This is a genomic window from Ilyomonas limi (genome assembly GCF_005233845.1).
GTDB lineage: Bacteria > Bacteroidota > Bacteroidia > Chitinophagales > Chitinophagaceae > Ilyomonas > Ilyomonas limi.
In genome coordinates this window covers 44,877-68,377 of the sequence record NZ_SZQL01000023.1, presented here as the reverse complement: position 1 = coordinate 68,377, position 23,501 = coordinate 44,877, and the positions used below count along the sequence as shown (strand labels likewise).

The window sequence follows — 23,501 nt, the reverse complement described above, 5'->3', positions numbered from 1 at the left end:
CAAACAAGCACTATCAGCCGGCATGGTGACCGTCTTATAATCAAACAGGTCTGTTTTAAAATGACAGGTCCAGCTTTTCTTGTGTACATCCATACCAATGAATAACTTTGGTACAGAAGCGGTGGTTTGAGTATTCATACACTTGAATTTTAGGTACCCTCAAATTACCGCTTTTACATAGATGCTTTGCAATAGCAGGGGCGACTGAAGAGCAATTGGCAGCAGTAATTCTACTCATCTTCAATTCGGGGGCGACGGAATGTTATTCGGCTATTATTCGTTACATTCAACTTTAGTTTTTCAATCGGCATTTATACCGGGCTTTACCTTCAATGAATGCCTTGCCATCGCAAATACCGGAACGTTGCAATGCATTCTGCCGACCATGCCGCTGCTGACAGAGACAACTGACAGATTTATTAGCGTTGTCAAAATTAATTTCTATTTGCGGTAACTAGCGTACTTTTGTACGAATAAATTCGTACAAAAGTCATCGACATGAAAAATTGTTTTAGAATCTTAAAATCCGGTCACCTATTATTTGCATTTTTCTGTGCATTTGTGTTCAAAGGATATTGCCAAAAAGAAACTCAAACTTCGGACAGTTCTGCTGCACAACTTGTAAAAATTGGTAACCATAAACTATTCATTAGTATTAAGGGAAGTTCAGACGCAAAGTTTACCGTAGTATTTGAATCAGGTGCCGGCGGGAGTTCACAAGACTGGACGCAAGTAATATCATTGTTGCCGCCGGAAATTCGAACAGTTGCTTATGATAGAGCAGGTGTAGGCAAGAGTGAAAAAGGTCCGTTGCCACAAACAATGGCTCAGAATGTCTTTGAATTACATGAATTATTGCAGAAAGCTGAAATAAAAGGTTCGATCATTTTAGTCGGACAATCTCTTGGTGGTTTAATTGTTCGGCTTTATACAGAACAATATGGAAAAGATATTGCGGGGTTGGTTCTTGTAGACCCAACTCATGAAAGTAGCGTTTTGGGAAGTATGAAATATGGCGGATGGGTTCGCCTACGGGAAAAAGCAGTAGGAAAATCTATACCCAAACCGCAGGTGAGAAATAGCATAAGCCCAGGTTATGACTCGACAGCAGATTATATGGCAGAAGAATTTCAAAATATGTATTTGTCATCTATAAAGAATCCTCAAGAATTAGGTAGTCGACCCTTAATAATTCTTGGTGCAGGAATACGACAACAACCTCCCGGAACTCCTGATGAACAATGGAAAGAATTAAGAAATGAACGGGATAAACAAATACAAGACCTTACTATTTTATCAAATAATTCAAAATTTATTTTAGACCCTAAAAGCAGTCATGCAATTCAAAATGATAATCCGGAGATCATTGCCAAATCTATCCAAATGGTTATTAATTCAATTACGTCTAAAACTAAACTCTAACAAACTTTGGTTAATAAGCACTGCCACCAACAAAGGCATTGCTAAAAGCGCGGCTGGACTTCGTAAACTTAAACAGTTGCAATTCTATTAAACCTCATATTCATCGCGACCGAACGCTATTGAGCATTTATTTTTATCTTCAACTTATGTATTTTAATTTGGCTTCAGTTATCGGCTGACAGGGCGTGCTAATACCATGCCTTCAGCAATGCGAGAACGTTGGCGGTCATGCTACCGGAGCACTTTAACAAGACCCAAAAAGACTATATTTGGACAATGACGACATACCAGGTTGACATTTTAAATCCGAAAGCAACAAAGTTGCTGCAAGACTTAGCAGATATGTACTTAATTGCTATTAAACAGACGGTTGACGACAGTTTTCTTAAGGTTGTCAACCGTTTGCGGACAAAAGCTGTACGTAATCCTCCGTCATTAGAAGACATCACAAAAGAGGTCGAATCAGTAAGAGCAAAGCGTTATGCCAAAAGCAAAGGATAGGGTTATTATCGACACTAACCTTTGGATTAGCTTTTTACTCACAAAGGACTTTTTCAAACTTGACAAGTTATTTGCTGACGAAACAATTAGTCTGCTTTTCAGTCAGGAACTTCTTGACGAATTTGTAGAAGTGGCAAGGCGACCGAAATTCAAGAAGTACTTTTCACTTGCCGACCTCGGGGCTTTACTGCAACAAATCAGCCTGCATGCAGAATTTATAATAGTCACAAGCATTGTTGACGTATGTCGCGACGCCAAAGACAATTTCCTGCTATCGCTTGCAGCAGACGACAAGGCAACGCATCTGATTACTGACGACAAAGATTTGCTAGACCTTCTGCAAGGTGGTGAGGCAATTATTCTGACAATTACAACTTATCTGGCGGACAGATAAGCACGAACCGCCAACAACTGGTTTGCTGCCATAGCAGCTTACAAATGCCATTCAACAATAGAAAATCTATTGAGCGCTATAACTATATTCAAACTGACGGATTTCTGAACGCCGCTCCTTCGGCAAGCCATGAACCGTTGACTATAACAGTGCAAACTGAAAGTTTAATCATTGACGAGCATAACAATTAGACACCAATCATGGTACAACAATTTACATGCTGACAATAACTCTTGTGAAATAACTTTTATATTTACTACATTTTTGAAACATATGCTTACAGACATTCATCCAAAACTACCGATGCGGGACAAAGCCGTAACAAGAGATTTTTATTTAAACAAATTGGACTTTAACGAATTTGGAAGTGCCGACTATGACGGCTATTTAATGGTATCAAAGGACAGCATACATATTCACTTCTTTGAGTTTAAAGAACTTGACCCAAAAGAAAATTATGGACAAGTTTATATCAGAACAAACGACATTGACAGCTTATATCAATTAATGTTAGATAACAAGGTAAGCATACACCCAAACGGGACATTGCAGACAAAGCCTTGGCGTCAAAGAGAATTCGCTTTGCTCGACCCGGACAACAACTTGCTTACTTTTGGGCAAAGTGTTTAGAATAAAAGCGGCCCATCACCAAGCCCTGAACGTTGCCGACACTGTAACTCGCCCTTCCACTAAACCAGAGCTGGCAATTTGCAAGTAACAGGGGACTTAAAACTAACACCTGTTGATTATAATATCTTTTTACTTTTAATAAATATTTATTGTCTTTCAATAATTATTTATTATTCTTATGACCTAATCTTCATTAGTATGTCACAGACAAACAACATCGTATTCACCGCTCTAAAAATAATTTCCTGGGTTATTTTTGTAGGCTTATGCATTGAAGCAGGTGGCTTAATAGTCAATTTCATTTTCAGTATCTACAAACCTGAAATTGTCAAAAATCTTTATCAAAAGTTAGACTTAAGTGAAATGTATGAACAAAGTAAACCAGCTTTCTTTGGTATGTACAGTTTTATCTTGTTTATCTCAGTTCTAAAAGCAGTGCTATTTTATATAGTCATCAGGCTCGTTAGCAAGATCGATTTGTCAAAACCATTCAACAGCTTTGTTTCAAGACAAATCTCACAAATTAGTTATTATACTCTTTCCGTCGGACTTTTAAGCTACATAGCCAGGCAATTAGCAAAAAATTTAGAGCATCATGGTTTTGTTACCGACAACATAGACCAGTTTTGGACAGACAGCCAGGCGTTTATTTTGATGGCTGCTGTAATCTATGTCATTGCAGCTATTTTCAAAAAAGGAATAGAGCTTCAAAACGAAAACGATTTAACTATTTAAGCTATGCCCATCATTGTAAACCTGGATGTAATGATGGCAAAGCGTAAAATGTCTCTGAATGAACTTTACGGAAGAGTTGATTTGACATTATCCAACCTTTCTATCTTAAAGACAGAAAAGGCAAAAGCCATTCGTTTTAGCACCTTAGAAGCAATTTGTAAAGTTTTGGACTGCCAACCGGGCGACATCTTAGAATTTGTAAGTGAAGAAACCAAAACAACGAACCGCCAACATGGTATTGCCGCAAGCAGGGCTTACGGAACACAGAATGCCGCCAATTCGCCAAACCTTAAACGTTGCCGGCCATTGTAAAGTGATAGACTGTTTTGAAAGACTGATTTCTCGCTACAAAACCTGGTGTATATCCATCTGCATTATTACTTTACAAACTTACTTAACTTCGGAACATTCTCCATTATGACAGATACTGAAAAATATGAAAACTTTATGCGAAGGTGTATTGAACTCGCAAAAATTGCAAAGAAACGAGGCGACAGTCCTGTTGGCTCCATAATTGTCAAAGATGGACAGGTTGTCGCAGAAGGTATTGAGGGAGATAAAACACACAATGACATTACTTTTCACGCGGAAATAGAAGCGGTGCGAAATGCAACTTTAAGTTTGGGAAAAACAGATTTGTCTGACTGCTTTATGGTGACGACGCATGAGCCTTGTATCATGTGTTCTTACGTCATCAGGCATTATAAAATAGGATTACTAATCGTCGGTATGACAACTGGCGAGATTGGCGGTTACAGTTCTGCTCTGCCGATACTCACAGACAGAACAATTTCAAAATGGACTGCTCCGCCAGAAATCATCGATAAGATATTGGAGCAGGAGTGCAAAGAGTTGCATAATTAAATTCAAGTTGTGAGTTAGTCAAGAGAGTTTATTTAGAGTAAAGGCGAGGAGAAAGAGGGTGAGTTTAATAAGGAAGCCTTTGAAGGTGACGGCATGAATATTTCTGAGGAACAAGGCGTTGATTTCGCTGAAGGTGGTTTCAATTCTTTTTCTCATCTGTTCTTTGAGGAATCTGATCCATGGCTCATCCTTTCTTTGGAATTGCATCTGCGTTGCATCATCAGTTCTATACCTTCTGATTCTTTTATATTATCTTCCATAGTATAATCAGTGTAAGCTGCATCTGCATATACCTTACTTTGTGCTGCTACTGTCAAGGGCAGCTTCTTAAGTGCCTGCACATCACTTTCACTGCCGGGAACAAAGCAGAACTCAACCGGAATACCGTTCTGTACGCTGGTCAGTACCTGCACTTTAATACCATAAAAGTATCTTCTGGTGCTTGCCTGCTTTCCTCTCCACTGTTTTCCTTTGACAATCTTTGAACGGCTGATGCGGATGTTATCACAAACCGGCACCGGCAAAGAATCAACTACGTATTCCGAAGCACCTGCTGCGGCTTTCAGTTGCTGACCAATCTGATAGAACATATCAAAGAGCAGCTCAGATAGTGCATGCAGCCGTCGGTTAAACTGACTTTTATCCAGCATGGCAGGAATAAGTCTGGTCATCCTCATAAATTGTCTTGCATGATCCTGATGACCGCCAAAGTAAAGTGCCGATACCAGTGCTGTTGTTATTACTTCACTATCACTTACTGTTCTTCGGCAGTCTTCATGGTGCCCAATTCCATTTAAAATATCATCTACTATACAGTAAAGAGCTATAATTTTATCCTCGCAGAGCATCGGTACATAATTTTAAGTGTGGTAACTCAAAATTATTCCTTATCCCATGCTCTGCTCCTTTTATCTAACTCACAACTTGAGTTAATTACAAAATTGAAACGGGCTTTTGTGCCTTACTTTTGTTAGCAAGTGGTAACGACCTGCTTCAGGTACAATATATGACACAAGCATCACTGCTACCAACACATGGCTTGGCAAAAGCAGGGCTGATGAAAATGTGCTAAACTTTATATCTTTATTCAACAACAGAGCAAGCGCCGGCAGTTGTAATTCTATTTCCCTGCCTTCGCCAAGCCCGAACCGTTATATACAACTTAAGACCGAAAAACCTAACAAAAGATAATGGCTAAAAGTAAATTAACGGAAATGAACAATGTCGGTATCGTTGTAGAATCCCTCGACAATGCCATCTCTTTTTTCACAGAAATAGGACTGACACTTGAAGGACGAACGATGGTTGAAGGTGAATGGGCAGGACGAATAACCGGACTTGGAAATCAGTCGGTAGAGGTTGCAATGATGGTTACTCCAGACGGGCACAGCCGACTTGAACTTTCACGGTTTCTCACCCCACATACAATAGCAGACCACAGGACTGCTCCAGTGAATTCTCTCGGCTATCTCCGTATCATGTTTAGGGTTGACGATCTTGATGAATTGCTATCCAGACTTACGAAGCATGGTGCTGAAGTCGTTGGCGAAGTGGTTAATTATGAGAACATTTATAGGCTTTGCTACATTCGTGGGACGGAAGGACTTCTTATCGGATTAGCTGAACAACTCGGTAACCAAACAGCGACAGATATTTTAGAAAACCCTTGACTTAGAAACTTTGTATAAAAAATGGTTGACCCACAAACTGATGACGTCAATAAGACAATAAAAGCAGCGCATTACATCGTATTGGCAATAGTGGGGCTTACAGTTGTAAACTCAATATTTGTAATTTTATTGGACATTTATGCAAATGTTAGTCAAGACGTATTTCAAATGCCCCATCATCGCCACTACGCGAAACGTTATGCTTAATTATGACTACTTACATATACCACAGCAAAAAATTTCCGGTTATAATGAGACACAAAACCCCTTGCTTAAGTGAGGTGCTGTTACGGGGCATTTAGTATTAAAGCAATTGAGGACTGAGTAAAATGTAATAATCAATTCAACACTTCCAATAACTAAAACAACGAACCGCTAACAAGGTATTTAAATTATGGCAGACAACTGGATAGACAAATGGAACCAACGATATGCCAATAACGGATTTGCATACGGCGAAAAACCTAACAATTATTTGAAAGAACAATTAGAAAAATTAAATGTTGGCACTATACTTTTTCCGGCAGAAGGGGAAGGGCGCAATGCTGTATTTGCTGCTACACTTGGCTGGACAGTTTTTGCGTTTGACATAAGCAGTGAAGGACAAAAGAAAGCCAGGCGACTTGCCGAAACAAACAACGTGACTATTGACTATAGAATTGGAGAATTGCAAACGCTCAACTATAAGGAGGAACAATTTGATGCAATCGCCTTAATTTATGCACACTTTCCGGCAAATGTCAAATCATATTTACACAAAACCCTCAACAACTATTTGCGTAAAGGCGGAACAATTATTTTAGAAGCGTTCAGTAAAAGCCACCTGAACTATTTAGCAAAGAATGAAAAAGTGGGCGGACCTAAAGATATTGGTTCTTTATTTTCGGTGGATGAAATCGAGACAGACTTTGACAACTATGACATGGCAGAGTTGAAAGAAACGGTAATACATCTCCATGAAGGACTTTACCACAATGGACAAGGCGCTGTTATCAGATTTGTAGGGCGAAAAAAGTAAACTACCCTTAACGTCCTATGTTGTCGATGTTAGAGGTTGCAACAATAGATTCAACAGATGAGCTTCAATAGCGCTATAGTACAAAATAAACTAAAACGCTTTGGTTATCGCCATATTGCCAGACTTCGAAAACGATATAAAGCAGGCTCTTACGCCACCACCATGACTCAATCACACTAAAACATTAATCTTTTTATACCCCATCCAACCTTTCTACCCCTAACCTATCCCCGCACTCCGCCAGCAGTTCTGCAATAGTCTTATGCGCCACCGGGTGAATAAGATGCGGAGCAATCTCCGCCAGCGGTGTTAATGCAAATCGTCGTTCCGTCAAATGCCGATGTGGAACAGTGAGCAAAGACGTGTTGATTACCAGATCATCAACCAACAGTATATCCAAATCAATAATCCGCGGGCCCATTTTTTGTACACGCTTTCTTCCTATCATTGCTTCAATATGTAGCAGGTTTTGCATAAGGTGCTCAGGTGTAAGGCTGGTTTGCACTGCAAATGCCTGGTTGTAAAAAGAAGGCTGGTCTAAAATGCCCCACGCTGCCGTTTCGTAAATATGTGAGCGCGCAATGATGCTACCACACTGTTCTTCTATTACTTTTGTTGCTTGTTGCAGGTACGCGGTCCGGTTGCCCATATTGCTGCCCGCCAGCAAATACGCTGTGTTCATAATCTCAAATATCAAGGTATGAAATCGTTTTTTAAAATATTCTTTGCTTCGCTGCTGGCAATTATTGTCTTTTGTTTACTGGCAGTATTCATTATCGCATGGATTGTAGGCAGTGCCATGCAGCCATCAAAACCTAATCTCGGCAGCAAAGGGGTGCTGGTGCTCGACCTGAGCACTTCGCTCAACGAACAGGGGCAGGACAATCCTATCAACTCTTTTGCAGATAAAGCATCTTATACACCCGGCTTGTACGATGTAGTGCGCATGCTGCATTATGCCAAATACGATTCTACCATCAAAGGCTTGTACATAAAAGCGGATGATAATAGCAATGGGCTGGCTGCCTCCGAAGAACTGTTGCGTGCTGTGCAGGATTTTAAAGGAAGCAAAAAATTTGTAATTGCCTACGGCGAAACGATGAGTGAGCGTGCCTATTATATAGCTTCGGCAGCAGATAAAGTGTATTGTCATCCGGCAGGCGGCATGGAGTGGGATGGCTATGCCGTTACACTCGCTTTTGTAAAAAATCTGCTGGACAAGTTGGAAATTCAGCCCGAAATATTTTATGCGGGCAAATTTAAAAGTGCCACCGAACCCTTTCGGGCTACAGAAATGACCGACCCCAACCGGCTGCAAACAAGTGTGTGGCTGGGCGATTTGTACAACCAGTTGTTACAACAAATAAGCACTACGCGTGGCATAGATACGGCACAACTGCACCAACTGGCAAGCAGCGGTGCTATACAAACCGCTAATGATGCTTTGAAGTATCGTTTAGTAGATGGATTAAAGTATGATAATGATATAAAAACCGAATTGCTGCAACGGCTGCACCAGGGTAATAAAGAAAAGGTCAATTTTATTAACCTCAGCACGTATGCCGAAGCAGTGGATTATAAAAGTACTTCGGGCAGCAAGATTGCAGTGGTATTTGCCGAAGGCGATATAGTGGATGGTAAAGCACAACGCGGCACTATTGCCAGCGATCAATATAGAGACCTGTTGCGCAAGTTGCGGCTGGATGATGACGTGAAAGCTATTGTACTGCGTGTTAATTCGCCCGGTGGCAGTGCACTGGCAAGCGATGTGATAGCCAATGAGGTAACGCTTGCCCGCAAAGCAAAGCCCGTAGTGGTAAGTATGGGAGACTATGCAGCTTCGGGCGGCTATTACATTTCGTGCAGTGCCGACAGTATTTTTGCCAATGCAAGTACCATTACGGGTTCTATCGGCGTATTTACGATGATACCCAATCTGCAGTCTTTTTTTAAGAATAAACTGGGGATTACATTTGATGGTGTAAAAACAGCCGAACATGCCGATATGATGACGGTAACGCGCCCGCTCACCCAGGTGGAAAGACAGTTCTTGCAAAACAATGTGGATACTACTTATAATACCTTTAAGCAGCGTGTAGCAGCCGGACGAAATAAAAGCATGGCGTACATAGACAGTATTGCGCAAGGCCGGGTATGGACGGGTGCACGTGGCATTCCGGTAGGTATTGTGGATCGCATTGGTACGTTGCAGGATGCTATAGCCGCCGCTGCTAAAATGGCAAAAACAAGCAGCTACTACACCCGCGACTACCCCGAGCCTAAAGGCTGGCTGGAACAGTTGCTGGAGAATGTAAGTAACCCAAGCATAAAAGAAGATAAAATAGAAGAGCAGCTTGGTAAAAAGTCTTATCAATTATTGCTACAGCTAAAGAATGTGCAAAGCATGATGGGTACGCCACAGGCTAAACTGCCATTTAATCCAGATATAAAGTAGGAATAAAAATGGTATAATACCATTTGTTTGCACTAAAGGATGCTTCTTTTACTTAATGCTTTTACCCGCTTTCTTCAGGCCTTCAACTATGCCATAGCTCTTGGTAAGAGATTCTTAGCAACACATTGCACCAAAACCTGCTGCATACCACTTCCCGAGTACCGTATTAGTAACGTACAATGCCAGCATAGGTTATCTGTTTACCAGGCAATCGTATTACTCAAAATGCAGCATCTGTAAAAGATAAATTGGCGCTGCCAGCGCGCTAACTTTACGGCATGGTGTGTGCAGAATTATTGGTAGTACGGCAATGTTTTTGCAAAGCTGTTAGTATAGTAGCTATCAGTATTTTGTGGTATAATAAGTAAACGTGAAGTAACAGGCAGTAATAGCGCCGGGAAAAATCATGGCTGTAAAAGTGAAGAGTATGGGATTGATATTTGCTGCTGCTATTATACAGGTTTTAAAATACAGGATATAATTGCCGGAGCCCACTTATTTTTTATTAATCATAAAAACAGGAATTGTATGGATAATAACCATAATCGCGTAAACCCAACACCAGACCGCACCAGCGATGTGCACGATTCGCCCAGAGATGAAGAGCGTCTGAAAAGTGAAACTGCATATATAGAAATTCCGGATGTGAGTGATATCCCCGGGCAGGAGTTTGTGCATGTGCCCGGTTTGGGCGAACTGGCAGATACAACCATTGCATCTGCCGATGAAGAAGGCGACGATATTTGGGATGAAAGTAATAACATGATGACAAAGGATGACCTGCTGGATGGCGATAATGAGAGCGTAACACAGGAGGAAAAAGATACACTTGCCCGCACTTTCTCCGACCTGCCTACGCAGGATGAATTAAACCTCCGCCAATCTTACGTAGATGAGCATGATGCCGATGGCGAACGGCTGAACGAAATGAGTGAAGATGCCATATCCGGCCACGACCTCGATACTACAATTGTAGATGCCGATGATGCAATGGAAAAAATTGGGGAGGAAGACGAAGAAAATAATATCTACAGCCTCGGCGGCGATGCCGGTGATGGCAGGGATATGGACAGCACAACAAACGGTTAAGCCCCGGATCAACAAAAAAGCTGCAAACATTGGTGATGTTTGCAGCTTTTTTGTTTTATAACTTTCCGGAAGCCCCTGTCATTGCAAAATAAACCATCAATAATGATTTACAGCTTAGCACAGATTGCTCCGCTACGCTCGCAATGACGAATTATCACATTTTAAAGTTCAGCGGCACATTTACTTTTATACTAAAATTCCTGCCCATCTCATACACGCCCTGTCTGCCGGTTACATTGTTTATATCCAAATATTTTAAACGGTTCAAATGATTTTGATATGCCAGGTTGCCAAGGTTATTACCAGCCAATGCAATAGTAAAGAGCGTTTTGCCGTTGCGCGCTATATCGGCACCAATACCTGCATTAAACAGCAAATAGTCGCCTGTTGACGTTTCGGTGTTATAGCCGGTAAAAGGATGACTTTGCTTAAAAGTATAATCGGCATCTACCATTACATACACATTTTTTAAGCTCTTACCTTTAGATAAAAAATTGCCGCGCAACTCCGACAGATACCTGGCAGCGGGTATAAATGGCACGTTGATACTGCCGTCAATAGCCTGTGTAAACTGTGCACGCACATATGTAAATGTATTTTCAAAATGCAGCCAGTCCAGCGGGTGCGGGTGTATGTCCACGTGCAGCTCGCCACCATACAAATAAGCAGTTTGCTGTGCAAAACGAAACACCTGCAAATATTCATTTGTTTCATTATCATATAACAGTGAGTCGCTGCCTGTCGCATTTTGTACACGGCGGTAGAATATAAAATGATGGATGTAATTGTAAAATAAGCTGGCAGAAAAAGACACGTGCTCTGTATTTATTTCCATACCGCCATCAACTTCGTAACTATTTTCGCTTTTGAGCGAAGGCGAGCCTACCTCGTAGCGCAACGTGCCTTCGTGTGCGCCGTTGCTCGCCAGCTCAGCCATATTGGGCGCACGGAAACCTTTAGCAATATTTGCTTTTAGTGTTATTTTATCCGATGCCTGATAGCTGATGCCTGCACTGGCAGACAGGTTGGAAAAATTTTTACTAAAAGCCGTAAATTTCTGAACATTATCCACCGTCATTGCTTTCGATTGCAGATGGCGGTTATCAAAACGCGCACCGGCATTAAAGCTAAGTTTGCCCTGGGTATATTGAGTGTAAATAAAACCGCCTATATCCAGCAAATCATAATTAGGAATTAACACCTCTTCTGCCTTATTCTGATTGTTTTGATACATGCCCGAAATACCAGCACTCGTTTTGAAATTGCCCTTGTAAGGAAAATGAAAATCCAGACTGTAATTGACCGTTTTTAAATCGAAATATGCATCGGGTATTGCTGTATTTTCGGCGTTGCCAAATTCACGGCGCTGATTGCGTTGAAAGCCGAAAACAGCATCCAACCGGCTGCTGCCGAGGTTAAACGTGTTATCTGAAATCACCTTAAAATGCTGTACATGCTGATAAGGCACTTCGGGCGCTATTTTTTTAAAATCTTCTTCCGTTGCAGTAGAAGAACTGCCGCTGGCATCCGCTTTTATAAAAGCACCCGTAGCACTGTCGCGCTCGCCTTCTACCATGCCCACATGCTGGTTAAAATTGGAAACCAATAAATAACTGTGTCCCCAGCTTTTGGTAATTCCAACCATACCACCAAAGTTGGCATTGTAAAACTTAGAATTGAATACGCGCCCATCATACGGATTGCGGTAATCCTGTGCGCCTTTAAACGAGCCATACCCATTCCAGTGAAAGCCGTTTTTAGTTCCTCCAATATTGCCACCTAAGCCACGCAAGTTATTATTGGTTTGGTATTCACTAATGATATTACCTCTGATTGTTCCTTCGGGTGCAGGCAACTGCGTTTGTATATTGATTACACCTGCAATCGCATCAGAACCATACATCAGGGAGGCCGCACCTTTTAGCACCTCTACACGTTGCGCGCTGTAATCGTCTATCTCTATACCATGTTCATCGCCCCATTGCTGCCCCTCCTGACGGATACCATCATTTACAACTACTACCCTATTGTAACTTAAACCACGAATAACCGGCTTGGAAATAGCCGGACCGGTAGTAATAGAAGACACACCAGGCACTGTTTTGCTCAATGCATCTATAAGGTTGGAAGAGGTGGTTTTTACCAGATCGTCGTGCCGTACAATAGTTATAGGCTGCGAAGCGCGTTTGGTGCTGGTAGCCGAAGAAACACCCGTAACCGTAACTGCCTGCTGCTCTACATAGGTAGGCGATAGCTTAAACTCCTTCATAGTATTATCTGCAGCAACCTTTACCTGTTCTACATCTGCTGCATACCCCTGATAAGAAATCTCTACTGTGTAAGTGCCGGCATTCACCTGCGGTGTTTTAAAATAACCACTATCATTGGTAATGGCTCCTGTGTTTAATTCATGGATATAAACAGTAGCTCCCGGCAGCACCTGCCCACTGATTTTGTCGGTTACTTTACCACTGAGAAACCCCTTAGGTTTATTGGATTGCGCAAAAAAGATTAGTGGAAGCGAGCAGAAAATAAGGACGAAGAGCCATTTCATAAGGTGCATTTTTGAAACAATGTTGCAAATTTAGCCGGTTTAAGTGTTACAAAAATGTAAGAAGTAAAAAATAATGGATAAGCTGAGCAAATAGATAAGATGTTGTTCCATATACGATGTGAGATGTACGGTGTACGACGTAGAAAAAGCTGTAGGCTTAAGCTCAATCATCTCGGCATTATAAAAGTAAATGACAGGACTTGTATGTGAATAGTATTCACCGCTGCTTATTATATTTAAACAACGTTAAACTCCAAACATATGCTTACACGCAAGCCGGGATAAGTATAAAAACAAAACTACGGCAATCTGCCACTGCTTAAAATTGTATTAGCACGTCTGGTACAATGGGAAGGATGGGCTTTAAATTGGCTTTAGATAAATATATAATCATTAAATCTCGACTAAATTTTTCATAGGGTTGAACGCCGCATCAAATTAGTCGTAGTTTTATCGCATCAAATCCAATATCATGAAACCTACTACTGAAGAAATCTTACCCGCGATTGTAGTTATTGAGGATGACCCTTATATGCAAGGTGTTTTGAAGCATTGCCTCAGAGATCATTTTCAACCTATACTATTCAACAATGGTCTCGATGCGCTTGCACACTTCCAGGCTGGCAATATCCCCGATATTATTATTTCTGATCTTAACACCCCACGGCTAAATGGTGTAAAGTTTTTGGAACAAATAAAAAGCAGCGGTTTTTTCAATGATATTCCGGTAGTTATTTTATCGGGCGAAGACAATACCGACACCAGAATAAAATGCCTGGAAATTGGTGCAGATGACTTTGTGTTAAAACCTTTTAACCCCAGAGAACTAAATGCACGGCTTAAAGGCATTTTGAAGCGGTCCAATAAGATGATAGCAGGCTAAATAATACCCGTTTTATGCAAGACAATAGCACAACTACTTCAACAAGGCAAGTGATAGCCTTGATAAATCTTTCCGCCGATTTTTCATTGCTGCAATCTTGCGTGCATAATAAGGCTGTAGAACTGGTATATTTTAATAGCCGTAATGAGTTTATCAGCAAATGGCTTAAACAAAAATTTCCGGTAGCAGCTATTATTTGCCAAACCTCTATCACCGGCAATGCAGGCATTCCTTTTTATCAAAAACTGCAGGCAAGAAAACTGGCCACCATTCCTTTTTTTCTTATCTCCGATGATACAGATGCAAAGCTGATGCATTTAGCGCTGGATGCAGGTATTGCAGATGTGTTTAGCAGCCGTTTTGATAAGCAAAGTATATGCAATCGCATTGGTTTTGTAATAAATAACTGGGCTGCCCTCTGTAAAGGCGCTGCGGCGCGCACTCAGGAACTCTATAAAACACCCTTTACAAAAAGGATTTTTGATATTGTTTTTTCATCCATTGTCTTACTGCTCTTATCGCCTTTCTTTTTGATAATTATCATTGCATTAAAATTAGAATCAAAAGGTCCTATATTTTACTATTCGCTGCGTGTGGGCACGGGCTATCGTATATTCAGGTTTTACAAATTCAGGAGCATGTATGTGAATGCCGACCAAAAGCTGAAAGACCTGCAGCATCTGAACCAGTACAATGCAGATAGTGCTGCAGCTAAGCAACAACCGATAGAGATGCTGTGCCAGGAATGTAAAAACGCATGCACCAAATGCCAGATGTCGCTGTATGCCGATAAACATTCGTGGTGCGAAAAGCAGTACGCACAATCTAAAAAGCAGAATACCGGCGCTACTTTCTTTAAAATAAAGGACGATCCGCGCATTACCAAAGTAGGCAAAATATTGCGCAATACCAGTATGGACGAACTGCCACAGTTGTTTAATGTGCTGATTGGCGATATGAGTATTGTAGGCAATCGGCCGCTGCCGCTGTACGAGGCCGAAAAACTAACTACCGATAAATATGTGCAACGTTTTGTTGCACCGGCAGGCATTACCGGCTTGTGGCAGGTAGAAAAAAGAGGCAAAGGTGAGATGAGCGAAGAAGAGCGCCTGATGCTGGATAATATGTATGCAAGAAATCACAGCTTTTTGAATGACATACGGCTTATTTTTAAAACGATACCCGCCTTGTTTCAAAAAGAAAGTGTATAAATAAGTAGTTGGTTAATAGTGTAGAATGGATATGGTTTGTGATTAAAGCCCGTGATAATATCGCGGGCTTTTTGTTTTAAAACGAAATACAATCGCCTTTATCAAGATAATTGTATCTGTCGCTGTTAATTGAAGCAAATTGTATCCGTTTTTAACTGATAAATGATCATATCCCCATTTATTTTATCTATCCTTTCAACGTTGTACCTTTCGCCATTCATCCGTAGTTGCATCGTATTGCTTAATTACGCTGGCGGGGTTGCCGGCAGCTACCGAATAAGGTGGAATATCTTTGGTAACAACGGCTCCGGCAGCAATTACACAATGCTTACCAACAGTTACACCGGCGGTGATCACTGCATTTGCGCCAATCCAGCATTCATCTTCTATAATAATTGGTGCAACCGATACCGGCTGTACATGTATCGGCAGATGTACATTTTTATATTCATGGTTTAGCCCGCTCATTACAATATTTTGTGCCAGTATCACATCGTTGCCTACCTGTATAGGTCCTATCAGCACATTGCCCATACCAATCAATGTGTTATTACCAATTAATACATCGCCAACACCATTATTGACAGTGCAAAAGTTTTCTATAGTAGAATAGCTGCCTAGGTTGAACTTATTAAACGGATGTACATCCATGCGCGTGTACCGGCGCACTTTACTGCCTTTGCCATAGGTATGAAACCAACGGTTTACAAACAGCTTTACCCACAGGCGCGGCTTAGCTTCGCCTTTTGCAATAATAAGGCGGTGAACAGCCTGCTTCAATTTGGGATTGCTTTTAATTTTTTGTGCGAAGGACATGATAAACAAATATTGGATAACAACTATATGAGGCGACAAATTATACACAAATGAAACAAGTTTATCATATCTGGAAAAAATTAAGCAATAGTTCAGGTAAATTAAATCCGTTTATAAGTCCTGAGTTTGCAGCTTCATTTAATTTTACTTTCAATTAATTACCCAATAATCAGATGTTTTTCATCACCAACAAATCATCCAATGTCACACAAATCCAACATCTTTTTGTTCATTCTGTTCCTGAGCTTTTATCATATTTCATCGGCACAGCAAACCGTATCATCGCAGGAAACAATGCTGTACAACGTATCAGACGTTTATCTGCAAAAGCTGATTGATACAGCAAAAAAGAATTACCCGCGCCTGCAGGTATATGACAAGCGTATAGAAAATGCACAAATTGAAGTAAAACGTGCAAAAGCCGGCTGGTTTGATGCGCTTAGCTTTTCTTACTTATACAGCCCCAACAATGCCACTACTATAGTAGATCCTAACCTGCTGAATGGCTATCAGGTAGGTATGTTTGTAAATGTAGGCTCTATGCTGCAGCGCCCTGCTACTATTAAAAAAGCAAAGACCGATGTAGAAATAAGCAAAGCTGAAAAAGCTGAATACGAGCTGAATATTACGGCACTTGTAAAACAACGCTATTATTTGTACATACAGGCCTTAAGCGTATTAAAGATGAAAGCACAATCCCTTATAGATGTGGAAAGCACCATGCAACAGGTAAAATACAAGTATGAAAAAGGTGAAGAAACGCTGGATGCTTACAACAAAGATCTCGTTTCGTACGAAGACAGGATAGAAGGTAAAATGCAGGCTGAAGGTGCCGTGCTGATAGCAAAATCCAACCTCGAAGAATTACTTGGAACCAAACTGGAAAACATCAAATAACATTGAATGACAGACCTTAAAGATTACGTAAGATTATTAGTCAAAAGAAAATATATTCTTATTGGCATTCCGCTGGTGGCTGTTGTTATCACCTATTTTCTCGTGCGCCATTTGCCCGATGTATATGATTCTAAAGCCCGCATTGCAACCGGCATTGTAGATGACTCTCAGGCATTACTAAACAACAATAAAAAGCAGGAATCGGAGATCAATCAACAATTCAACAACCTGGTACAAATGATACAGTTGAAGCGTATGATAGATCAGGTTTCATACCAACTCATCCTGCACGATCTTACCGATAAACAGCCTTTTCGCAAGCAAAGTGCACTTATAAAACAGCTTAATGCCTCTTCAAAAAAACATGCAATAGATGTTTTTACCCAAAAACACAACTCGCTTTCCGAGTTATCGCTACACGATCAGGATCAGCATGGAATGAACGAGGTATTGAAATCTATGGGTTATGAAGAAATGCAGCTTCGCTCCAAGCTGAGTGTTTACCGCGTAAACAACAGCGATTACATAGATGTGCAGTTTGAATCGGAAAACCCTGAATTGAGCGCCTTTTTAGCCAATACGCTTACCAAGGAATTTCTTTCTTATTACGACTCGCTGAAGAAAGCAAGCCAAAGTAAAGCAGTTAATTTTCTGGAGCAACTGATGAAGGAGAAATATGCGGCTATGAATGCTAAAATGCTGGAACTGAAAGAATATAAAATTCACAACCGTGTATTGAACCTTAATGAGGAAGCGAAGAGCGTATTTGGACAGATAGCAGACTTTGAAACACGCAGGCAAACCGCACAAAAAGAAATTACTTCCTATACAGCAGCTATTAAAGAAATTGATAATAAATTCAAGCCGCAAGACAGAAAGTACCTCGAAGCAAGCATGACCAACATTAACACTGCTATTCTTGCGGATAAAGAAAGATTGAAGCAGTTGAATGACCTGTATGTTACCAGCAATTTTGATGAAAAATATAAGCGCAGCATAGACTCTTTGCGCGGCGAACTCAATGCAAAAATTACCCAGAGTACAGACAAGTATATCTTCAATCCCATGAGTGCTAAGCAAGACCTTATTTCGCAAAAACTGGGCATGGAAGTAGCACTGGATCTGGCAAAAAACAGCGTAGCATCTTTAGAGCAGGAAATCGTTCGTCTCAACCAGCATTTTGACCGCCTCGTACCGCACGAAGCTGTAATACAGGCATATGAAAACGATATAGATGTTGCCAGCCGCGAGTACCTTGAGTTATTGGAAAAATACAACGATGCCAACCTGGCATCCAGCTTTACGGTACAACCTAAACAAATAGAAGTGGCAATGCCCGGTACAGCGCTTCCTTCCAAAAAAATCATCATGGTGATACTGGCAGGCATTGTATGTTTTGTGTTTTGCCTTATTGTGTTTTTTGTACTGTTTTATATAGATGATTCGCTGCACAATGCCAGGGCGTTGGCGCACAAAACAGATTTGCCGGTACTGGGCTGGTTGCCTAAAATGGACGGCAAAATGCTGGATTTAGAACAAATGTGGCAGCAAAATGTGAGTGATAAATCGGTGCTCACTTTCAAAAATCTCCTGCGTTCTTCGCGTTTTGAAATTGAAAAAGAAATGGATGGTGCTACCATGCTTGCCGTTACCAGCATGAAGCAGGGAGAAGGCAAAACATTTTTTGCCATGAGTCTTGCGTATGCCTGCGCTATGGCAAACAGTCGCGTGCTCCTGATAGATGGCAATTTTAGCAACAACACGATTACTGCTACTGCAAAGCCCGACTTGTTGCTGGATGATTATTTAACAGCAGCAAACGATGAGTATTATACATTAATGCAAAGCCCTCAAATGGTTACCGTGATAGGTAATGCAGGCAATGATAACTCGCTGTTGGAGATTAGCAACCGCGACCAGGTAAACAACAAGTTGCAGCGCCTCCGCAGCCAGTTTGATATTATTATTGTGGAAACACCGGCGCTTGAAAACCGCAATAAAGCAAAAGAATGGATGCTCTTTACCGATAAAACCATTGCTGTGTTTGAGGCCGGACAAACGATTAATGATGCCAAAAAGCAATATACCAATTACTTTACCAGCCTCAACGGGCATTTTATCGGCTGGGTAATAAATAAGACCGGAGCGGTATTAAAGAGCGGAAAGCCTGCAAAAATTAAAAAGCAGCAAACCAAAGAGCTGGCTTAAAACAATTAGCATAAATCCAATATCATGTATCAAAATATGCTGAACACATTGTGGATACTGTTGCAAATAATAGTAGGCTACAACTTAGCATTGCCATTCGTTTTGGTTTGCTTGTATAAAGTAAAAAGTATTGGCAATAAGAAAACAACAGCTCATACCGTCATCAAAGAAGAAGCGGATTACGGCATTATAGTAACGGCTTACGAGCAAACGAATACATTGCCTGCAGTGATAGCTTCGTTGCTGAAGATGAACTACACCAATTACCTCATTTATATTGTGGCAGATAAATGTGATATAAGCAATTTAAAATTTAAAGATAAGCGCGTAATTATATTACACCCAGACCAAACATTGGGCAGCAACACCCGTTCTCATTTTTACGCAATCAAGCGTTTCAGAAGAGCGCATGAGCGGCTTACAATCATAGACAGCGACAACCTGGTTGCAACAGATTATCTGCAACAACTGAATGTATATTTTGATAAGGGATATGCTGCGGTACAAGGTGTACGCAAAGCCAAAAACTTAGATACTACGTATTCCTGTCTCGATGCAGCGAGAGATATTTATTATCATTTTTACGATGGCGAAGTGCTGTTTGGCTTAGGTTCTTCTGCAACACTGGCAGGCTCAGGAATGGCATTCACAACGGCCTTATATAAAGAGTGTTTGGAGAAATTAGATGTAAGCGGAGCAGGCTTTGATAAAGTGCTACAGTATGAAATCGTAAAGCGAAAAAAGCGCATAGCTTTTGCAAAAAACGCTATTGTTTTTGATGAAAAAACATCCCAATCAGAGCAATTGGTAAAGCAACGCGCCCGCTGGATAAATACCTGGTTTCGCTACTTTTCTTTTGGTTTTAAACTTACCGGCAAAGGCATTCAGCACTTCAATTGGAACCAACTGTTGTTTGGCTGCATCCTGTTGCGTCCGCCTTTGTTTATGTTTATTATCTTATCAGGTTTGTTTACGTTGGTAAATTTGTTTATCAATCCAATTATTGCATTCATTTGGATAGCAAGCTTTGTTTTATTCCTAATTGGATTTATCATTCCGGTTGTTCACGAAGAAACAGACAAGCGGATATATAAATCGCTGGTAAAAATTCCAATGTTTATGTTTTACCAGGTATTGTCGTTGCTGAAAGTAAAAAAAGCTAACAGTTTTTCGGTAGCTACCCAACACTATCACAGTAATACCATAGAAGAGATAACACCATAATTTTATTTACCCACACAAATAAAAATCATGCGCTACGAGCCAGAAATCATACCGCCGGAAAAGATAGCCGCACAGCAAAAGAAGGTTCAGGAAATTACCCGTAAGCTGGCCATTTGCATAGCTTTTGTAAGTGTTTTTATTTTCTTTATCAAGCTTCTTTTTTTATAACTAATGAAGGGTTACACGCAAATACCAATATCCGCAACCAACGAAAAGCAAAGCTTTTGGAAGAAGTTGTACAACGGCATTATACTGCAAAAATTTAATAGTGTATATGGCGTGTTGTCTTTAGTGTTGGTAGCTGCTTTTATTGCATTGCTCACCAGGCAGTATGGGCTTACACCAGGCTTTATGATCATAGCTCTGAGTGTTGGCATTCCGGTATTATACGCAGTATTAACTTTTCCTCAATTTGGTACGGTGCTCTTGTTGCTCATGGCATATCTGCTGTTTTTAATTATGTCGCTGGGCATACCATTTCCATTGGGCACTTTGATGGATGCACTACAAGGCTTATTAATATTAAGTGTATTAATCAGGCTAAAGAAGAACCCCGATTGGAAAATTTTTAAAAGTCCTATCAGCGGCATTATACTCGTATGGATTTGCTACAATTTGATGGAAGTTGCTAACCCGTCGGCCGAGTCAAGGTTAGCCTGGGTATATACGGTAAGGTCGGTAGCAGTGGTGATGCTGATGTACTTTGTATTTATGTACAACATCCGCACAGTTACTTTTATAAGGTTTATACTAAAAATGTGGCTGCTGTTGTCTGTTGTTGGTGCGTTGTGGGCATACAAGCAGGAGTTTATTGGCTTTTCGGCAAATGAAGAAGCGTACCTCCATTCCGACCCTAACATTGCAGCTTTGCTGTTTCTGGCAGGGCACTGGCGTAAGTTTTCCATTTTTTCCGATCCGGTGGCATTTTCTTACAACATGGTAGTAAGCAGCCTGCTTTGCTTTGCGTTGATTACCGGCAAGAGAAAACTGTGGAAGAAAATTGTATTGGGTTTCTTAATGGCTCTATTTCTCAGTGCCATGATTTTCTCAGGCACGCGCGGTGCTTTTGTTTTGCCCCCGGCAGCACTGGCTTTATATGCAGTACTTAACTTTAATAAAAAGGTTTTAATTTTTTCCATCTTTGCTGCCCTGGCATTTGGCTTTTTAATTGTTGTGCCCACTTCCAATCAAAATATTTTACGTTTTCAAACAGCTTTCAAGCCATCAGATGATGTATCGTTTACAGCACGTAAAGTAAATCAAAAACGTATTCAACCATATATTTTAAGTCATCCGATGGGCGGCGGACTGGGCGCAACAGGCGCATGGGGGCAGCGTTTTGCACCTAACTCTTACTTAGCGCACTTCCCACCCGATAGCGGTTACGTACGCGTTGCGGTAGAACTAGGCTGGATCGGGTTGCTCATTTTCTGCATCTTTATGTTCATGATTTTAAAAACGGGCATCAACTACTACTACCGCATCCGGGATCCCGAACTGAAGACGTATTGTTTAGCAATGGTGCTGATTGTGTTTGCATTTAATGTTGGCAACTACCCGCAGGAAGCGTTGGTGCAGTTTCCTTCCAATGTATATTTCTATCTGGTAGTTGCATTAATTAATATTCTTTATAGACTGGACATAGAAAAAAACGGACCTATTACCGTATGAACCAACCCAATATCATAAAAAATCGCGACATCATTATTGTAGGGCAACAGCCCTGGGATGTAGAGATTGGCAGCAATTGTAAAAACATTGCGCTGGAGTTTAGTAAGCACAACCGTGTGCTGTACGTTAATTCGCCGCTGGACCGTATTACGTTATTACGCAGCCGCAAAGACCCGAAAGTGCAAAAGCGCATTCATGTTATTGAGGGTAAAAGTGACAGCCTGATTAAAATTGCAGACAATCTTTGGAATTATTATCCCGATAAGATGATCGAATCCATCAACTGGATAAAGAACCAAGCACTTTTTGATAAATTAAATAAATACAACAACCGCATATTTGCCAACAGCATTAAGAAAGCAGCCGATCAATTAGGCTTCAGCAATGTGATTTTGTTCAACGATAATGACATTTTTCGCAGCTTTTATTTAAAAGATTTCCTGCATCCTGCAAAAAGCGTTTATTACTCCCGTGATTATTTATTAGCAGTAGATTACTGGAAAACGCATGGCGAAGTATTGGAGCCAAAGATTATTGCCAAGAGCGATGTATGCGTAGCCAATTCGCCTTACTTATCCGATTACTGCAAGCGCAACAATCCACATTCTTATTATGTTGGGCAGGGTTGTGAACTGGACCTGTTTACGAGCTACAACAGCCGCGTAAAGCCGTTGGATATACGTTTTCTCAACACACCTATGATTGGCTATGTTGGTGCATTGCAAAGCATACGGCTGGATATTGAACTGCTTCAATATATTGCGGTGCAAAAACCGGATTGGACACTGGTGCTGGTTGGCCCTGAAGATGAACAGTTTAAGGAATCTGCCCTGCACCAGATGGATAACGTTTTCTTTGCGGGACCAAAGCCGCCGGAGCAGTTGCCGGCTTATATTCATGCATTTGATGTATGCCTCAACCCACAATTGGTAAATGAAGTAACCATAGGCAATTATCCTCGTAAAATAGATGAATATTTAGCCATGGGCAAGCCGGTAGTAGCCACACGTACCGAAGGTATGCGCATTTTTGAAGCGCATACTTACCTTGGCAATACCAAAGAAGATTATATACAACTTATACAACAAGCCTTAAAAGAAGACAGCAACTGTATGCAACAACAACGCAAGGCCTTTGCGCAGCAACATACATGGGAGAATAGCGTACAGGAAATTTATAAGGCAATCATTAACTCGTAACAGCGAAGGCAGGAACATGCACTATTATAGCTGAAATTAATTTTAAAACGACAGTATTAA

Annotated in this window: 21 protein-coding genes and 1 pseudogene; 18 read left to right on the top strand and 4 right to left on the bottom strand. The window is 40.9% G+C overall.

Annotated elements, in window-relative coordinates; genetic code table 11:
* The first annotated feature begins 498 nt into the window (after positions 1–498).
* The 7 genes from FC093_RS20770 (at position 499) to FC093_RS20740 (ending at position 4,546) form a co-directional block, all read left to right on the top strand.
* On the top strand, positions 499–1,422 hold the full coding sequence (locus FC093_RS20770; RefSeq protein WP_137263733.1) for an alpha/beta hydrolase: 924 nt from the start codon (positions 499–501) through the stop codon (positions 1,420–1,422).
* Between the two features lie 276 nt (positions 1,423–1,698).
* A complete protein-coding gene (locus FC093_RS20765; protein ID WP_137263732.1) occupies positions 1,699–1,923 on the top strand; it encodes a hypothetical protein in 225 nt (74 codons plus the stop codon).
* A complete protein-coding gene (locus tag FC093_RS20760; protein WP_137263731.1) occupies positions 1,904–2,317 on the top strand; it encodes a putative toxin-antitoxin system toxin component, PIN family in 414 nt (137 codons plus the stop codon). Before FC093_RS20765 ends, FC093_RS20760 begins: the two co-directional genes overlap by 20 nt.
* Positions 2,318–2,590: 273 nt before the next feature.
* Positions 2,591–2,947, top strand: a complete 357-nt coding sequence (locus FC093_RS20755; protein WP_137263730.1) for a bleomycin resistance protein — start codon at positions 2,591–2,593, stop codon at positions 2,945–2,947.
* 198 nt (positions 2,948–3,145) lie between these two features.
* A complete protein-coding gene (locus FC093_RS20750; RefSeq protein WP_137263729.1) occupies positions 3,146–3,682 on the top strand; it encodes a DUF2975 domain-containing protein in 537 nt (178 codons plus the stop codon).
* A 3-nt stretch (positions 3,683–3,685) separates the two neighbouring features.
* Positions 3,686–3,994: a helix-turn-helix domain-containing protein gene (locus tag FC093_RS20745; protein WP_206106645.1), complete on the top strand. Its 309-nt coding sequence runs from the start codon at positions 3,686–3,688 to the stop codon at positions 3,992–3,994.
* A 105-nt stretch (positions 3,995–4,099) separates the two neighbouring features.
* Positions 4,100–4,546, top strand: a complete 447-nt coding sequence (locus tag FC093_RS20740) for a nucleoside deaminase (RefSeq protein WP_137263728.1) — start codon at positions 4,100–4,102, stop codon at positions 4,544–4,546.
* A gap of 18 nt (positions 4,547–4,564) precedes the next feature.
* Here FC093_RS20740 and FC093_RS20735 read toward each other — a convergent pair.
* Positions 4,565–5,394 (bottom strand): annotated as a pseudogene (locus tag FC093_RS20735) (IS982 family transposase).
* Positions 5,395–5,736: 342 nt separating this feature from the next.
* Here FC093_RS20735 and FC093_RS20730 point away from each other — a divergent pair.
* Positions 5,737–6,216 (top strand): VOC family protein, encoded by a 480-nt coding sequence (locus FC093_RS20730; protein WP_137263727.1) that lies wholly within the window; start codon positions 5,737–5,739, stop codon positions 6,214–6,216.
* Positions 6,217–6,610: 394 nt separating this feature from the next.
* A complete protein-coding gene (locus tag FC093_RS20725; RefSeq protein WP_137263726.1) occupies positions 6,611–7,234 on the top strand; it encodes a class I SAM-dependent methyltransferase in 624 nt (207 codons plus the stop codon).
* Between the two features lie 193 nt (positions 7,235–7,427).
* Here FC093_RS20725 and folK read toward each other — a convergent pair whose 3' ends face one another.
* Entirely contained in the window at positions 7,428–7,916 is a 489-nt protein-coding gene (gene folK / locus FC093_RS20720) for a 2-amino-4-hydroxy-6-hydroxymethyldihydropteridine diphosphokinase (RefSeq protein ID WP_137263725.1), read from the bottom strand.
* An 18-nt stretch (positions 7,917–7,934) separates the two neighbouring features.
* On the opposite strand from folK, the gene sppA reads away from it, so the two are divergent.
* Together sppA and FC093_RS20710 are read left to right on the top strand one after the other, a co-directional pair.
* On the top strand, positions 7,935–9,689 hold the full coding sequence (gene sppA / locus FC093_RS20715; RefSeq protein ID WP_137263724.1) for a signal peptide peptidase SppA: 1,755 nt from the start codon (positions 7,935–7,937) through the stop codon (positions 9,687–9,689).
* A 528-nt stretch (positions 9,690–10,217) separates the two neighbouring features.
* Positions 10,218–10,778 carry a hypothetical protein gene (locus tag FC093_RS20710; protein ID WP_137263723.1) on the top strand — a complete coding sequence of 187 codons (561 nt, stop codon included), beginning with the start codon at positions 10,218–10,220 and terminating at the stop codon, positions 10,776–10,778.
* A gap of 154 nt (positions 10,779–10,932) precedes the next feature.
* Here FC093_RS20710 and FC093_RS20705 read toward each other — a convergent pair whose 3' ends face one another.
* The gene (locus FC093_RS20705) at positions 10,933–13,332 is read right to left on the bottom strand and encodes a TonB-dependent receptor (protein WP_240743394.1); all 2,400 of its coding nucleotides are present in this window, start codon (positions 13,330–13,332) and stop codon (positions 10,933–10,935) included.
* Positions 13,333–13,804: 472 nt separating this feature from the next.
* Between FC093_RS20705 and FC093_RS20700 the strand changes: the two genes are divergently transcribed.
* Both FC093_RS20700 and FC093_RS20695 read left to right on the top strand, forming a co-directional pair.
* Positions 13,805–14,215, top strand: a complete 411-nt coding sequence (locus tag FC093_RS20700) for a response regulator transcription factor (RefSeq protein ID WP_137263721.1) — start codon at positions 13,805–13,807, stop codon at positions 14,213–14,215.
* 14 nt (positions 14,216–14,229) lie between these two features.
* Positions 14,230–15,426 carry a sugar transferase gene (locus FC093_RS20695; RefSeq protein ID WP_206106644.1) on the top strand — a complete coding sequence of 399 codons (1,197 nt, stop codon included), beginning with the start codon at positions 14,230–14,232 and terminating at the stop codon, positions 15,424–15,426.
* Positions 15,427–15,621: 195 nt separating this feature from the next.
* Here the strand turns inward: FC093_RS20695 and FC093_RS20690 are convergent, their stop codons facing one another.
* Entirely contained in the window at positions 15,622–16,242 is a 621-nt protein-coding gene (locus tag FC093_RS20690; RefSeq protein WP_137263720.1) for an acyltransferase, read from the bottom strand.
* Positions 16,243–16,443: 201 nt separating this feature from the next.
* Here FC093_RS20690 and FC093_RS20685 point away from each other — a divergent pair, with 201 nt between their 5' ends.
* From FC093_RS20685 to FC093_RS20665, 5 genes are all read left to right on the top strand, one after another.
* Positions 16,444–17,139 (top strand): TolC family protein, encoded by a 696-nt coding sequence (locus FC093_RS20685; protein WP_137263719.1) that lies wholly within the window; start codon positions 16,444–16,446, stop codon positions 17,137–17,139.
* Between the two features lie 6 nt (positions 17,140–17,145).
* Positions 17,146–19,347 (top strand): GumC family protein, encoded by a 2,202-nt coding sequence (locus tag FC093_RS20680; RefSeq protein ID WP_137263718.1) that lies wholly within the window; start codon positions 17,146–17,148, stop codon positions 19,345–19,347.
* A 36-nt stretch (positions 19,348–19,383) separates the two neighbouring features.
* Positions 19,384–20,571, top strand: a complete 1,188-nt coding sequence (locus tag FC093_RS20675) for a glycosyltransferase (protein WP_137263717.1) — start codon at positions 19,384–19,386, stop codon at positions 20,569–20,571.
* Between the two features lie 171 nt (positions 20,572–20,742).
* A complete protein-coding gene (locus FC093_RS20670) occupies positions 20,743–22,242 on the top strand; it encodes an O-antigen ligase family protein (protein ID WP_137263716.1) in 1,500 nt (499 codons plus the stop codon).
* Entirely contained in the window at positions 22,239–23,441 is a 1,203-nt protein-coding gene (locus FC093_RS20665) for a glycosyltransferase (RefSeq protein WP_137263715.1), read from the top strand. Before FC093_RS20670 ends, FC093_RS20665 begins: the two co-directional genes overlap by 4 nt.
* Positions 23,442–23,501 lie beyond the last annotated feature (60 nt).